Source organism: Streptomyces sp. NBC_01244, from assembly GCF_035987325.1.
Classification (GTDB): domain Bacteria; phylum Actinomycetota; class Actinomycetes; order Streptomycetales; family Streptomycetaceae; genus Streptomyces.
In genome coordinates this window covers 8,139,447-8,152,742 of sequence record NZ_CP108488.1, presented here as the reverse complement: position 1 = coordinate 8,152,742, position 13,296 = coordinate 8,139,447, and the positions used below count along the sequence as shown (strand labels likewise).

Below are 13,296 nucleotides of genomic sequence, written 5' to 3'. Positions count from 1 at the left end.
GCTCGACATCAAGATATCTCGTGATCGGGCCGGTCTGGACAGCCCCCGACGCAAGCCCGGGCGAGACGCGCGTCACTCTCGGTGGCCGGGAGGGCCCCGACCCGCCCACAAACGGCGAAACGCCGCCACCGGCTGTTTCCAGCCAGGGGCGGCGCTTCGGGCACGACGACTGCCGACCTGCTCAGGCGTGGACGGCCTTGGGGCTCGGGCCGTACTGGTTCGGGTTCGGCTGACCCTCGGTGGCCGTCAGGACCAGCAGCCAGATGCCGCCGACGAGCGGGATCAGAGCGATGAGCAGCCACCAGCCGGACTTGCCGAGGTCGTGCAGGCGACGGATCGAGAGGCCGAGACCCGGAAGGAAGGTGGCCACCGCGTAGAGCAGGTAGATCCACGGCGAGGTGCCGAGAACACCGTCGATGACGGCGGCGATGATCAGCGCGGCGATGTCGAAGAGGACGAACATCCAGTACTCCTGGCGGCGCGCGCGGCCGGAGAAGACGGCGTACTTCTTCAGAACGTCGGTGTAGTAGTGCATGGGTCCCCCCAAGAGACGGTGTGCCGGCCGGTCCCCGATGGAGCGAGCCGGGGCAGAACTTATGCCCCGCTTACGTCGCGGTCAAGCCAGTTGGCAAGGCACCAAAAGGGTTACTTTTCGCCGCTCGGTCACTCAAACACCCTGGTATCGGACGCAACTTGGGACACCCTGCCCCCATCCACTCACCGCCCGTGACCAAATGAGCTGACGGAAGTCTTACGGCAAGGCGTGGGACACCCCGTCGGCCCCCGGAATTCCGTAGCGTCGCCGGCATGCGCGTACTCGTCACCGGCGGATCCGGGTTCATCGGCTCCCACATCGTTACCACTCTGCGTCTTCGCGGCCACGATCCCCTCGTCCTGGACCTCGTCCCCCCGGCGGACGACGCCGCGTTCGTACGGGCCGACGTCCGCGACCCCGAGGCCGTACGCGCCGCCCTGCGCGGGGTGGACTCCGTCTGCCACCAGGCGGCGATGGTCGGCCTCGGCAAGGACTTCGCGGACGCCCCGGCGTACGTCTCCCACAACGACCTCGGCACGGCGGTCCTACTGGCCGCGATGGCGGACGGCGGAGTCCGGGACCTCGTCCTCGCCGGCTCGATGGTGGTCTACGGGGAGGGGCGGTACGAGTGCCCGCGCCACGGGGTGGTCCGCCCGGGCCCGCGCCGCGCCGCCGACCTGACCGCCGGCCGCTTCGAACCGCACTGCCCCGTCTGCGACTCGGAGCTCGCGCCGGGCCTGGTCGCCGAGGACGCGCCGACGGATCCGCGCAACGTGTACGCGACCACGAAGCTGACCCAGGAGCACCTGGCGGCCTCCTGGGCGCGGTGCGTGGACGGCCGGGCGGTGTCGCTGCGCTACCACAACGTCTACGGCCCGGGGATGCCGCGCGACACCCCGTACGCGGGCGTGGCCTCCTTCTTCCGCTCCTCGCTGGCGCGGGGCGAGGCCCCGCAGGTCTACGAGGACGGCGGCCAGCGGCGGGACTTCGTCCACGTGACGGACGTCGCGGAGGCCAACGCCCTGGCCCTGGAGGCATCGACGCCGCTCGGCGTGTGCACCGCCTACAACACCGGCAGCGGAACCCCGCACACGGTCGGCGAGATGGCCACGGCCCTGGCCACGGCCCACGGCGGCCCCGCCCCCGTCGTCACCGGCGAGTTCCGCCTGGGCGACGTCCGCCACATCACGGCCGACTCCCACCGCCTGCGCACGGACCTGGGCTGGCGCCCGGAAGTCGACTTCGCGAAGGGCATGACGGACTTCGCACACGCCTGACGCCGACCGGTCGAATCCGGCCCCGCCTGGCCCCTTTGAGCCCACAGTCCCGCAGATCCAGGCGGTCGCCGGCCAAATCCAGCCCCTCCGGCGTTTGAGGAGCGGGGGTCCGGGGGCCGGTCCCCGGCAACGGCGCGGCACCCACCCACGGCGGGCACCACCATCCGGCCCCGCCGGCGCTTGAGGCGCGGGGTCGGGGGCGGCGCCCCCGGGGCCCCGGCCCCGGCCCCCCGGCCGGCCCAGCCTCAGGGAGACACCGGCAGGGTCACCTCGAACCGGCACCCCCCGGGAACGTTCCGCACCGCCGCCCGCCCCGCATGCGCCTCCACGATGCCCCGCACGATCGCGAGCCCCAGCCCCGCCCCCGCCGGAGGCGCCGGCACCGACGCCACCCCCGCCGGAGGCGTCCGCGCCGGGGTGCCCCGCCAGCCCGTGTCGAAGACCCGCGGCAGGTCCTCCGGCGGGATGCCGCCGCAGCCGTCCGTCACGGAGACGACCACCGCTCCCCCGCCGGCCGGGACGGAGGCCGCGATCGCCACCGTGCCGTCCGCCGGCGTGTGCCGGATCGCGTTGATCAGCAGGTTGGCCAGGACCCGCGTCATCTCCTTGCCGTCCACCTCCACCGGCACCCGGTCCACCGCTCCGCCGTCGAGCCGCACCCCGCGCTCCCGCGCCAGCGGGTGCACCCCGGACAGCGCGTCGCCGACCAGGTCGTACACGGACATCCGGCTCGGGCTCAGCGTCAGCGCCCCCGCGTGGATGCGGGACAGTTCGAAGAGGTCCCCGACCATGGAGTTCAGCCGGTCCACCTCGGTGCGGATCTGCCGGTGGTACCGCGCCGGATCCTCCGCCATGCCGTCCTCCAGGGCCTCGGACATCGCCCGCAGACCTGCCAGCGGGGTCCGCAGGTCGTGCGAGATCCAGGCCACCAGCTCCCGCCGCGAGGTCTCGAGCGCCCGCTCCCGTTCCCGGGACACCGCCAGCTTCTCGCTCGTCGCGGCCAACTCCCGCGACAGCGAGGCCAGTTCCGCGGTCGCCAGCCCCGGCGGCGCCGCGAAGCTGCCGCCGTCACCGAAGTCCCGCGCGGCCCGGGACAGTTCCCGGCTGCGGGCCACCACCCACCGCCCCAGCAGCAGCGCCACGGCGAGCGAGACCACCGCGGCCATCGCCACGACCAGGGTGACCACCCCGAGGTCGTGCCGGGAGAGGAACATCGCCTGGGCCACGGCGAGCGTCCCGGCCAGCATCGCGGTGACCGTCACGGCGGCGATCACGGTCAGGGACACCGCCACCGACCGGTGCCGCACCAGCCTCAGCACGAGCGCGCCGAACGCCCCCGCGCACACGGCCCCGCCGAACGCGAACAGCGCGATGAGCAGGATGTCCTTCATGCCGCGGCCACCTCGCCCGGTTCGAAGCGGTAGCCGACGCCCCACACCGTCTGGATCAGCCTCGGCCGCCCGGGGTCCTCCTCGACCTTGGCGCGCAGGCGGCGTACGTGCACGGTCACCGTCGACAGGTCCCCGAAGTCCCAGCCCCACACCTCGCGCATCAGCTCCTCCCGGCCGTGCGCCTGGCCCGGATGCCGCAGGAAGTGCGCGAGCAGGTCGAACTCCCGCACCGTGAGCGCCAGTTCGCGTCCGTCCTTCGCGGCCCTGTGGGTGGCCGGATCGAGCGTGATCCCGGCGCCCGTGAGGCGGGCCTCCGCCGCGCCCGCGCCCGCGGCCCCCGCGGCACCGGCGGCCGCCGCGCGCCGCAGCACGGAGGTGACCCGCAGGACCAGCTCGCGCGGGCTGAACGGTTTCGTGACGTAGTCGTCGGCGCCCAGTTCCAGTCCCGCGATCCGGTCGTCCTCGTCGCCCCGCGCGGTCAGCATGATCACGGGGACCGGGCCGGTCGCGCGGAGCCTGCGGCACACCTCCAGCCCGTCCAGACCCGGCAGCATGAGGTCCAGTACGACCAGGTCCGGCCGGATCAACCCGGCGCGGGCGAGCGCCGCCGGGCCGTCGGCGACGCTCTCCACCGTGTAGCCGGCGCGCCTCAGGTAGCCGGTGACGACCTCCGCCACCGTCGGGTCGTCGTCGACGACCAGGATCCGCGCGGGCGCCGGTTCCGTACCGCCACCGCCGCCCTCGCCGCCACCGCTGCTGCTCACGTCGTCACCGCTCATACCGTCCAGCCTCCCACCCACGGGCGCCGGCGAGGGCCCCGGACCGCGGCCGTGGGGGCGACGTCCGCGTTTCGTAAGGAGTCCACGGCCCTTTCGCGCGGCCCCGGTTCCTACGGTGAGACCGTGAGCGAAACCGTGACGGTAGACGTCGTACTTCCCTGTCTGAACGAGGCCGAGGCCCTGCCCTGGGTCCTCGCGCGCATCCCGGCCGGCTGGCGGGCCCTGGTCGTGGACAACGGTTCCACCGACGGCTCCGCCGAGCTCGCGCGGGCCCTCGGCGCGACCGTGGTCACCGAGTCCCGGCGCGGTTTCGGCGCCGCCTGCCACGCCGGGCTGCTCGCCGCGGAGGCGGACGTCGTCTGCTTCTGCGACTGCGACGCCTCGCTGGACCCCGGGCTGCTGACCGGCCTCGTGGCGGCCGTCGCCGCGGACGAGGCCGATCTGATGCTCGGCCGGCGCCGGCCTCAGGGCCGCGGCGCCTGGCCCGTGCACGCCCGCGCCGGGAACCTGGCGCTGGCCCGGCTGCTGCGCCGTAGGACCGGGCTGCGGCTGCGCGATCTGGGCCCGATGCGGGCGGCGCGACGGGAGGGCCTGCTCGGGCTGGACCTGTCGGACCGGCGCTCCGGCTACCCCCTGCAGATGGTGGTCCGGGCCGCGGACGCGGGCTGGCGGGTCCGGGAGGTGGACGTGCCGTACCTGCCGCGCTCGGGGAAGTCGAAGGTGACGGGCACCTGGCGGGGCACCTGGCAGGCGGTGCGCGACATGAGCCGCGTCCTGGCCCAGTCCGCCGACGGTCGGCCGGACGGACGGACGGGTGCCGGCGCGCCCTCCGGTGGTGCGCGATGAGCACGACCACCCTGCTGGTGATCGCGAAGGAGCCGGTTCCGGGCCGGGTCAAGACCCGGCTCACCCCGCCGTTCACCCCGGTCGAGGCGGCCGCGCTGGCCGAGGCCGCGCTCGCCGACACCCTCGCCGCCGTGGCCGCGGCCCCCGCACGGCGCCGGGTCCTGGTCCTGGAGGGCCGGCCCGGCCCGTGGCTGCCGCCCGGCTTCGAGGTGCTCCCGCAGTGCGCCGGGAGCCTGGACCTGCGGCTCGCCGCCGCGTTCGGCGCCTGTGACGGCCCGGCGCTGCTGATCGGCATGGACACCCCGCAGGTCACGCCGGAGCTGCTGGACGTCGACTGGTCGGGGTACGGGGCGTGGTTCGGGCCCGCCGTCGACGGCGGGTTCTGGGCGCTCGGACTGGCCGTCCCGGACCCCGCGCTGCTGCGCGGCGTACCGATGTCGGTCCCCGGGACGGGCGCGGTCCAGTACGAACGGCTGCGCGCGGCCGGGCTGCGCACCGGCCGGCTGCCCGTGCTGCGCGACGTCGACACCGCCGAGGACGCCGGTCCGGTCGCCGCGCAGGCCCCGGCGGGCGCCTTCGCCGCGCGACTGGCCGGCCTCACCCGGCCGGTCCCGCGATGACCACGCTCACCTCGGGCGGGGCCCGGGCCCGCGGTCCGGTCACCGCCTGGTCGGCAGACCCGTACACGGTGGCCCTGCGGCGCGGCCGGGGGCCGCTCTACCTGCGCCGGGGCGACGGATGGCTGCTCCCGCTGGACGTGGAGCGCTGGTGCGAGGCTCCGGACGGCGCCGACCGGACGGTGCTGGGCCGCTGCCGGGGAGCCGTCCTCGACATCGGCTGCGGCCCCGGCCGGCTGGTGGCCGCGCTCGCCGCACGCGGACACCTCGCCCTGGGCATCGACGTCAGCTCGGAGGCGGTGGCCCGGACCGCCCGCTCGGGCGGCAGCGCCCTGCACCGGTCGGTATTCGACACCCTTCCGGGAGAAGGCCGCTGGGACACGGCGCTGCTCATCGACGGGAACATCGGCATCGGCGGCGACCCGGAGGCACTGCTGCGCCGGACGGCCGAGGTGCTCGCGGTGACCGGCTCGCTGATCGTGGAGTGCGCGCGGGCGGAAGCCGGGGCCGACGTGGACGAACGCTGCGAGGTCCGGGTGGCCGACGGCCGCGGCGGCCTCGGGGCGCCGTTCCCCTGGGCCCGCGTCGGCCCGGCGGCCCTGGCCCGGCACGCGGCGGCCGCGGACTGGACCCCGGCCGGCCACTGGACCGCGGCGGGCCGGGCCTTCACCGTACTGACGCGCGGGGCCGCAGCCCCGTAGGCCGCGGTCGGTGCGGTCCGGCGTCGGTCCGGTCCGCGGTCAGTGCGGTTCGGCGTCAGTCCGGTCCGCGGTCAGGGCGGTCCGGCGTCAGTGCAGTCCGGCGTACGCGGCCAGGACGATCTCCATGCCGCGGTCGTCCTCCTGCCGGTCCCGGTCGATCATCTGGTTCATGACGTAGGCCACCGTCATCCGTGCGTCGGGATCGCTCACGACCAGCGAGCCGCCCCAGCCGCCCCAGCCGAAGGTGTTGCCGAACTTCCCGAAGCCCGCCGTCCAGGACATCGGCGTACCCAGGACACGGTCCTCGCCGCTGAACACCTCCTGCCACGCCGGCTCGCACCCCCGGGGGGACAGCAGGCGGACACCGCCGGCCGTGCCCCGGTTCGCCAGGACCGACTGGACCAGGGCGACGGAGCGGGCATTGCCGAAGCCGTTGACCGCGGGGATCCGCGCACGCCGCCAGGCCGGGGAGTTGACGTCCCTGACCCGGACGGCGACGCCGGCGCCCTCCCGGCGTGCGCCGTCCGGTCCGGGCGGCGCGCTGGCGGCGTACTCGTCGGTCAGTGACGGCGGCGCGATGAGCGGTGCGACGCGGTGGTCGTGCTCCGCAGGGAGCCCGATGTGGAAATCGGCGCCCAGCGGCCCGGACACCTCCCGCGCGAAGAACTCGCCGAGACCGCGGCCGGTGATGCGGCGGACGATCTCACCCACGAGGAACCCGAAGGTGAGCGCGTGATAGCCGGCGGCCGTTCCCGGTTCCCAGGCGGGCGACTGCGCGGCGAGCCCCGCCGTCACGCGCTCCCAGTCGTAGAGGTCCTCGACCGCTTGCAGCCCGGGCAGATCCGGCAGCCCCGCGGTGTGCGACAGCACGTGCCGCACCAGCACGCCCTCCTTCCCCGCCGCGGCGAACTCGGGCCAGTAGGCGGCGACCGGCGCGGACAGGTCGAGCAGCCCCCGGTCGGCCAGGATCAGCGCGCACAGGGCCGTCAAGTTCTTGGTCGTCGAGTTCACGCAGGTGAGGGTGGAACGCTCCCAGCCGGCGGAACGGTCCGCGTCGGCGTACCCGCCCCAGAGGTCGACCACCGGCTCGCCGTCGAGGTAGACGGCTGCCGACGCGCCCACGTCCTCCTTGGCCAGCAACCCTGCAAGTGCCTCGTGGACCGCACCGAACCGCGGCTCGCAATATCCCTTAATGTCGTTCATGGGCGTAAGCCTCGGGCAGCGCCGCGGCGTGCCGCCCGACAATTCCCGCACGGGATGTGTCGGGTGGGCGCGGAAGGACGGACAGCGTGCTGGAGCGGCTGAACCGGGCGTTGGAGCACCTGGAGTCCCGCCTCGACCAAGAGATCGACATGGCCGAGGTGACCAGGATCGCCGCGGTGTCCGAGTACCACTTCCGGCGGCTGTTCTCCGCGCTCGCCGGGATGCCGCTCCCGGTCTACGTACGGCGCCGGCGCATGACGCTCGCCGGGGCCGAGGTGCTGGCCGGGGAGCTGACCCTGCTGGACGTGGCGGTGCGGTACGGGTACGGCTCGGGCGAGGCCTTCGCCCGCGCGTTCCGCTCGGTGCACGGCATCGGGCCGGGCGAGGCACGGCGCACGGGTGCGGTGCTCACCGCGCAGCCCCGCATGTCCTTCCGTGTCGTCGTCGAGGGCAGTACGACCATGCGGTACCGGATCGTGGAGAAGGCGCCGTTCCGGGTCGTCGGCAGGAAGGCCCGGGTGCCCCTCGTGCACGAAGGGCCCAACGCGGCCGCCACGGCCCACGTGGAGAGCCTGGACGAGCAGGCGATCGTACGGATGAAGGCGCTGGCCGGCCGGGAGCCGGAGGGGATCTTCTCGGCGGTGGTGCACCTGACCGACAGCCGGGAGGAGGGCGCCGAGGTGGACTACTGGGTCGGCGTGGCGACCGGCCCCGGGACGGCCGCCGAGGATCTCGACGCCCTCGACGTGTCGGCGGGGACCTGGGCGGTCTTCGACAACCGCGGGCCCTACCCGAGCTCCCTCCAGGAGCTGTGGCGGGACGTGTTCACCCAGTGGTTCCCCTCGAACCCGTACGCGAGCCGGCCGGGTCCGGAGTTGCTCCTGACGCAGCCGGTGGAGATCGGCGCGGAGACCGACTCCCAGCTGTGGATCCCCGTCGAGCGGGGCGGCGCCGGCGCCGGCTGAGTCACGTACCGCTTCGCGGCGCGGACGCTTCCCGGGAGCCGGGCCGTGAGCGCCGCCACCGTCCCACGGCCGCCGTCGCCCCGGCCGCGACCGCCACCGCGGCGAGCACCAGGAGCAGGTTCCGCCCGTACGGCAGCGGCAGGGCCGACGGGTTCGGCGGCGTCCCCGGTCGCAGCAGCAGGGGCAGGGTGACCAGTACGAGCACGCCCGCCGTCAGCAGGGCCCCCCGTACGAGCCCCCGCGCGGGCACGGCGGCGACCGCGAGGCCGCCCGCCAGGACGAGGGGCGCGATGATCCCGTCGTGCAGGACGAGCGCCCCGCCCATCCACACCAGCACGTCGAGGGGGTCGGGCAGATCGGCCAGCAGCCGGCCGCCGATGGCGATCAGCAGCAGCCCGGCGCCGCCCAGGAGCAGGCGCACGCTCTTCACAGGGTCTCCCCCAAGATGACTCGGGCTTCAGCCCGGTGAGGAATGGGTCCCGCCGTCGTCAGCGTGCAGCGCCGGAGTTCTCTGCGCATCTGTCGTTACCTGCGCTTTCAGTCGTTGTCAGTGGGCTGGTCTAGGTTGATTGCATGACGGCATCTCAGGAGACGGAGGCCACCGGGCACGCCCGGTTCACCTACCGGCTTCGTGTGCCGTCGACCGGTCTCGCCAAGCTGTTGGCCGAGTGGGACCGGTGTCGGTGGGTCTGGAACGAATGCGCCGCTCGGTCGAAGAGAGCCCGCACCGAGGATGAGAAGTGCGGTCCGGCCCGGCTGGACCGGATGCTGACCGAGGCCCGTAGCCGCAACGGTTGGTTGGGCGCTGGTTGCAGCGTTCCGCAGCAGCAACTGGTGCGAGACTTCGGGAAGTCCCGGGCCAAAGCTTTGAAGGACATCAAGGCCCGGTTGCCGCTGCGGCAGCGGGCGGGGATGCCCAAGTTCAAGAAGAAGGCCAAGGCCGACCCGAGCCTCAACTACAAGCACGCACTACCTCTCTCGGAACGAACCTACTCGTGTACCGCGTGCGGAGCTGTGTCCCCCAGGGACAAGAACTCCGCCCGCGTGATGCTGGTCCGGGCTGGTCTCAACCCGGCCGGTGCCGATCGTGCAAGAGCTGATGGGCCGCCGGTCCACAGCCAACGTGAGCCAGGAATTCCCGCCGTTCAAGGGCGGGGAGGATTCAAAGCACCTCCAGCAGGGTGACCCATTTGGTCTGCAGCACTCCGGGCCGGTTCGGCGCGATGACGCGCGCCGGATAGCCGTGGTCGGCGGTCAGGACCTGCCCGTTCAGTTCCAGCGCGAGCAGGGTCAGCGGGTCCTCGGCGTAGTCCCGGCCCATCTCCATCACCCGGTAGGCGCCGCCCGCTTCCAGCGAGGTGACCCTGAGCCCGGCCCCGGCCGGGGCGCCGGCCCGTGCCATCAGGTCGCGGATCCGGACGCCGCTCCAGCGCGCTTCCACGCTCCAGCCCTCCACGCACGCGATCGGCAGCCGCGCCTGCGCCCTGGGCAGGGCACGGAGTTGATCGAGCGTCAGGGTGTAGGGGTCGGGGCCCCGCACCTCCAGCCGCCAGTCCCGTACCGCCCGCCCGGTGATCCCGGCAGCCGCGGCCGTGCGGTTGACCGGGAGGCCCTGCGGTCCGTGGTCGGGGTGCCGTGGTGCGAGGAGGTCGAGCCGCTTCAGCGGGGTGAAGGACTGTCCGACGGTGGTGAGGGTGACGGCTCCGACGGCTGCTCCGACACCGAGCATCAGGGAGCGTCGGTCCGGGCCGTCCCGGGCGGGGAGTTCGAGCGTTCCGGGCGACCGGCGGCTCCAATGGGCCTTGATGTCGGGGGCCTTGACGGCAATGTGCAGGAGCAGCGAGCCGATCACCACCCAGGCGAGCGCGAAGTGTGTCTGGATGAAGCCGAAGGGCCACGGGTACCACTCGGCGATGTTGAGGAGTCCGGTGAAGACCTGGAGTACGGCGGAGGCCACGAGCACCGCCACCGACAGCCGTTCCAGCCCGTGCCGCAGACCGCGCACCGGGGGCCACACGAACAGCCTCGGGTACACCGTCCACAGTTTCGCCAGCAGCAGCACGATCGCCGCGAGCCCCGTGGCGATGTGCAGGCCCTGGCTGAGCCGGTAGCCCCAGACCGGGCGGCTGGGCAGCGAGTTCGCGGCCCAGCCGGGCGGGTGCTGGAGGTAGTGGCTGATCAGGCCGGTCAGGAAGCAGACGGCGAAGGCCGCGCCGAGCCAGCGGCCGAGGCGGGTGGCGGTACGGGCGTCGTGCAGCCGGCCGCCGAAGGAGGGCGGGCGGAACGGGAAGCGGGAGGCGGGTTCCGGCGGAGCGGGGGGCGGCGACGGAGGCGGAGGCGGGAGAGGAGGCGGGGGCGGCGGCACGGATGGAGGTACGGACGGAGGCACGGGCGGAGTCATGCCCTCCATGAGAGCGCCGCCGGGCCCCGCGCGGGCGGCCCGACACCTTACGAAACGCGGACGCCGGGCCGGGTCGCCCGCCCGGCGGCGCCCCGCGCTGCCAGGCTGGCCCGTATGGACCACCCCCGTGCCCGGACCCTCCTCACCGTGCTGCTGCTCGCCGCGCTGACCGCCGTGCTCGTGCCCGCCGTCGGCGAGGAGGGCGACTTCGCCGACCCCGCGCGGCTCATCTGGTGGTACGCCGCCGCCTGGACGCTGTTCGGCGCGGCCGCCTGGTCGCTGCGGCGGGTGCCCGAGCGGTACGTGGTCCCGCTCGTGCTGGCGGGTGCGCTGGCCGTCTGCGCCGCGGGACTCTCCGGGCCGCCCCTGACCAGCACCGATTCCTTCCGCTACGCCTGGGACGGGCGGGTGCAGGCCGCCGGGATCTCCCCGTACGACCATGCCCCCGCCGATCCGGCGCTGCGCGCCCTGCGCGACGAGTGGCTGTTCCCGCGCGGCGCGGCCGCCTGCGCGGGGCCCGACCGGGTGGTCGTCGAGCCGGGGGTGTGCACCCGCGTCAACCGGCCCACCGTGCACACCGTCTACCCGCCCGTCGCGGAGGGGTGGTTCGGGCTGGTGCACGCCCTGTCCCCGGCGGGCGTGCGCCACAAGGCCCTGCAGACCGGCGGGGCCCTGCTGGCGCTCGCCGTCACGGGGGCGCTGCTGCTGGTCCAGCGCCGCCGGGGCGCGCGGCCGCGTACCGCCGCGTACTGGGCCTGGTGTCCCGCGGTGGCGGTGGAGGCGGTGAACAACGCGCATGTCGACGGGCTCGCCGTCCTGCTGTCGGTGGCGGCGCTGGGGGTGGTGGTGCGCCGACGTCCGCTCGGCGGAGCCCTGTTCGGGCTGGCGATCGCGGCGAAGCTGCTGCCCGCGGTGCTGCTGCCGGGCGCGCTGGCCGGCGTACGGCGGTGGCGGGACGCGGCGGCGCTGCTGCTGCCCGCGGCCGCGGTGGTGGGCCTGGCGTACCTGCCGTACGTGCTGGCCTCGCGCGCGTCGGTCTTCGGGTACCTGGGCGGCTACGCCGAGGAGGAGGGGTACGAGGACCCGGGCGCGGGCGGCCGCTACGCGCTGCTGCGCCTCGTGCTCCCCGACTCCTGGTCGGTGCCCGCGGTCGCGGTCGGGATGCTGGGCGTGACGGCGTACGTCTGGCGGCGCGGGGATCCGCGGCAGCCGTGGAGCGCGGCGCTGCTGGTGACGGGTACGGCGTTCCTGCTGATGACTCCGGGGTACTCCTGGTACGCGCTGCTGCTGATCGCGCTGGTGGCGCTGGACGGCCGCGCCGAGTGGCTGGGGGTGGCGGTCGCCGGGGCGGCGGCGTACGTCTCGGTGCGCGCGCTGGGCGGGGCGACGATCCCGGTGGCGTACGGGCTGGCGGGCGCGGCCGTGCTCGTGGGATGGGCGCTGCGGCGGCGTGCGGCCGCCCGGGGAGGGAGAGGAGTCCACCCCGGGCCGCCGCCTCACGCTCCGCGGAGCGGTCAGCCGATGTGGAACGGGTCCCCGTAAACCTTCCAGTCCAGGGGGGTGTTGAGGTTGAGGTTGCCCTTCTTGAGCCATACCCGCTGGGCCGTGTCGACCCGGCTGGTGTCGCTGTGCGCCTCCTCCTGCTTCATCGCCCAGACCCGGGCGTCGAGGAAGGCGTTGAGCCAGGTGGTCTCGTTGCCGCCCTGGGCCGGGGGCTTGGCCTTGGTGAGGGCGCGCTTGCGGATGTTGCGGAAGCTGGTGGAGTCGTCGCCGTCGCCGTGCATGACGATGGCGTCGTAGTAGGTGAACTGGCCGAGCACGCCGACGCCGTCGGACTTGCCCCGGCTCACTGCCGGGTTGAAGTAGACCCGGTCGCGCTCGTGGTCCTGGGCCTTCTTGAAAACGGAGTCGGAGGCCGCCTTCACCCAGTCCTTGGTGAAGTTGGGGTCGAGGCCGGCGTGCGAATCGCTGCCGTCGACCTTCCGCAGGGCGGGGAGGTACTTGGCGAGGACGTTGCCCGGCTTGATCTGCGTGTAGTACTCGACGAGTTCGAGCATGTCGTGGGTGCCGGAACAGAAGCCGATGATGCCGGCCGTGTAGCCGCGGCCGTCGTCTATGTCCTCGATGTACTTGTACTGCGCCTTCCAGTTCAGCGAGGAGTTCTCCGCACTGGAGACGATCTGCATGGCGATGTCCTTCTTCGCCGGGTCGTCGAGTCCGACGGCGGCGGCCGACACCTGCGCGGCGGCCGGTGCCGCAGTGGTGGCGGAGGCGGTCGCGTGGGCGGTGACGGGCACGGCGAGAAGGGCGGCGCCGAGCAGGGTACTTACGGCCAGCCGCTTGCGGTGGGGGGTGAACACAGTGCCTCCATGAGGGAGTTGATGCTCGGGCGACTTCGTTAGGAAACTTTACTACCAGAAGTCCCGCGACCTCAAGACCCCGGCACGGCCCGCTCCGGCCGGGCGGATTTCGGCCTGCCCATGCCTGGCATATGAGAGGCTGCACAGGGCATGCTTACGCAGATGCGGCTGATTCTGGCCAGTAGACCCTCATGTGCACCATCAACGAAAAGCCCACTGCA

At 73.8% G+C, this 13,296-nt stretch carries 14 protein-coding genes; 7 read left to right on the top strand and 7 right to left on the bottom strand.

Annotated features, from left to right (window positions below):
- Positions 1 to 181: 181 nt before the first annotated feature.
- Positions 182 to 535 carry a DUF805 domain-containing protein gene (locus tag OG247_RS36295; RefSeq protein ID WP_327256205.1) on the bottom strand — a complete coding sequence of 118 codons (354 nt, stop codon included), beginning with the start codon at positions 533 to 535 and terminating at the stop codon, positions 182 to 184.
- Positions 536 to 807: 272 nt separating this feature from the next.
- On the opposite strand from OG247_RS36295, the gene OG247_RS36290 reads away from it, so the two are divergent.
- On the top strand, positions 808 to 1,812 hold the full coding sequence (locus OG247_RS36290) for an NAD-dependent epimerase/dehydratase family protein (RefSeq protein WP_327256204.1): 1,005 nt from the start codon (positions 808 to 810) through the stop codon (positions 1,810 to 1,812).
- 245 nt (positions 1,813 to 2,057) lie between these two features.
- On the opposite strand, the gene OG247_RS36285 is transcribed toward OG247_RS36290, so the two are convergent.
- Together OG247_RS36285 and OG247_RS36280 are read right to left on the bottom strand one after the other, a co-directional pair.
- Positions 2,058 to 3,203, bottom strand: a complete 1,146-nt coding sequence (locus OG247_RS36285; RefSeq protein WP_327256203.1) for a sensor histidine kinase — start codon at positions 3,201 to 3,203, stop codon at positions 2,058 to 2,060.
- Entirely contained in the window at positions 3,200 to 3,907 is a 708-nt protein-coding gene (locus tag OG247_RS36280) for a response regulator transcription factor (protein WP_327257760.1), read from the bottom strand. The genes OG247_RS36285 and OG247_RS36280 overlap by 4 nt, the downstream gene beginning before the upstream one ends.
- Before the next feature lie 198 nt (positions 3,908 to 4,105).
- Between OG247_RS36280 and OG247_RS36275 the strand changes: the two genes are divergently transcribed.
- The 3 genes from OG247_RS36275 to OG247_RS36265 are packed head-to-tail and all read left to right on the top strand — an operon-like array spanning position 4,106 to position 6,146.
- A complete protein-coding gene (locus OG247_RS36275) occupies positions 4,106 to 4,828 on the top strand; it encodes a glycosyltransferase family 2 protein (RefSeq protein ID WP_327256202.1) in 723 nt (240 codons plus the stop codon).
- Positions 4,825 to 5,448: a TIGR04282 family arsenosugar biosynthesis glycosyltransferase gene (locus tag OG247_RS36270; RefSeq protein WP_327256201.1), complete on the top strand. Its 624-nt coding sequence runs from the start codon at positions 4,825 to 4,827 to the stop codon at positions 5,446 to 5,448. The genes OG247_RS36275 and OG247_RS36270 overlap by 4 nt, the downstream gene beginning before the upstream one ends.
- On the top strand, positions 5,445 to 6,146 hold the full coding sequence (locus tag OG247_RS36265; RefSeq protein ID WP_327256200.1) for a class I SAM-dependent methyltransferase: 702 nt from the start codon (positions 5,445 to 5,447) through the stop codon (positions 6,144 to 6,146). Before OG247_RS36270 ends, OG247_RS36265 begins: the two co-directional genes overlap by 4 nt.
- An 87-nt stretch (positions 6,147 to 6,233) precedes the next feature.
- Here OG247_RS36265 and OG247_RS36260 read toward each other — a convergent pair whose 3' ends face one another.
- Positions 6,234 to 7,349: a serine hydrolase domain-containing protein gene (locus OG247_RS36260; protein WP_327256199.1), complete on the bottom strand. Its 1,116-nt coding sequence runs from the start codon at positions 7,347 to 7,349 to the stop codon at positions 6,234 to 6,236.
- An 86-nt stretch (positions 7,350 to 7,435) separates the two neighbouring features.
- Between OG247_RS36260 and OG247_RS36255 the strand changes: the two genes are divergently transcribed.
- On the top strand, positions 7,436 to 8,314 hold the full coding sequence (locus OG247_RS36255) for an AraC family transcriptional regulator (RefSeq protein ID WP_327256198.1): 879 nt from the start codon (positions 7,436 to 7,438) through the stop codon (positions 8,312 to 8,314).
- Between the two features lies 1 nt (position 8,315).
- On the opposite strand, the gene OG247_RS36250 is transcribed toward OG247_RS36255, so the two are convergent.
- The gene (locus OG247_RS36250; RefSeq protein WP_327256197.1) at positions 8,316 to 8,744 is read right to left on the bottom strand and encodes a hypothetical protein; all 429 of its coding nucleotides are present in this window, start codon (positions 8,742 to 8,744) and stop codon (positions 8,316 to 8,318) included.
- A gap of 143 nt (positions 8,745 to 8,887) precedes the next feature.
- Here OG247_RS36250 and OG247_RS36245 point away from each other — a divergent pair, with 143 nt between their 5' ends.
- Positions 8,888 to 9,499, top strand: coding sequence for a hypothetical protein (locus OG247_RS36245; RefSeq protein ID WP_327256196.1), 612 nt, complete (start codon positions 8,888 to 8,890; stop codon positions 9,497 to 9,499).
- Here OG247_RS36245 and OG247_RS36240 read toward each other — a convergent pair.
- On the bottom strand, positions 9,477 to 10,715 hold the full coding sequence (locus OG247_RS36240; RefSeq protein WP_327256195.1) for a molybdopterin-dependent oxidoreductase: 1,239 nt from the start codon (positions 10,713 to 10,715) through the stop codon (positions 9,477 to 9,479). The genes OG247_RS36245 and OG247_RS36240 overlap by 23 nt on opposite strands.
- A gap of 114 nt (positions 10,716 to 10,829) precedes the next feature.
- Between OG247_RS36240 and OG247_RS36235 the strand changes: the two genes are divergently transcribed.
- Positions 10,830 to 12,257 carry a glycosyltransferase family 87 protein gene (locus OG247_RS36235; RefSeq protein WP_327256194.1) on the top strand — a complete coding sequence of 476 codons (1,428 nt, stop codon included), beginning with the start codon at positions 10,830 to 10,832 and terminating at the stop codon, positions 12,255 to 12,257.
- Here the strand turns inward: OG247_RS36235 and OG247_RS36230 are convergent.
- Entirely contained in the window at positions 12,230 to 13,075 is an 846-nt protein-coding gene (locus tag OG247_RS36230) for a chitosanase (protein WP_327256193.1), read from the bottom strand. The two genes, OG247_RS36235 and OG247_RS36230, sit on opposite strands and share 28 nt — an antisense overlap.
- Positions 13,076 to 13,296 lie beyond the last annotated feature (221 nt).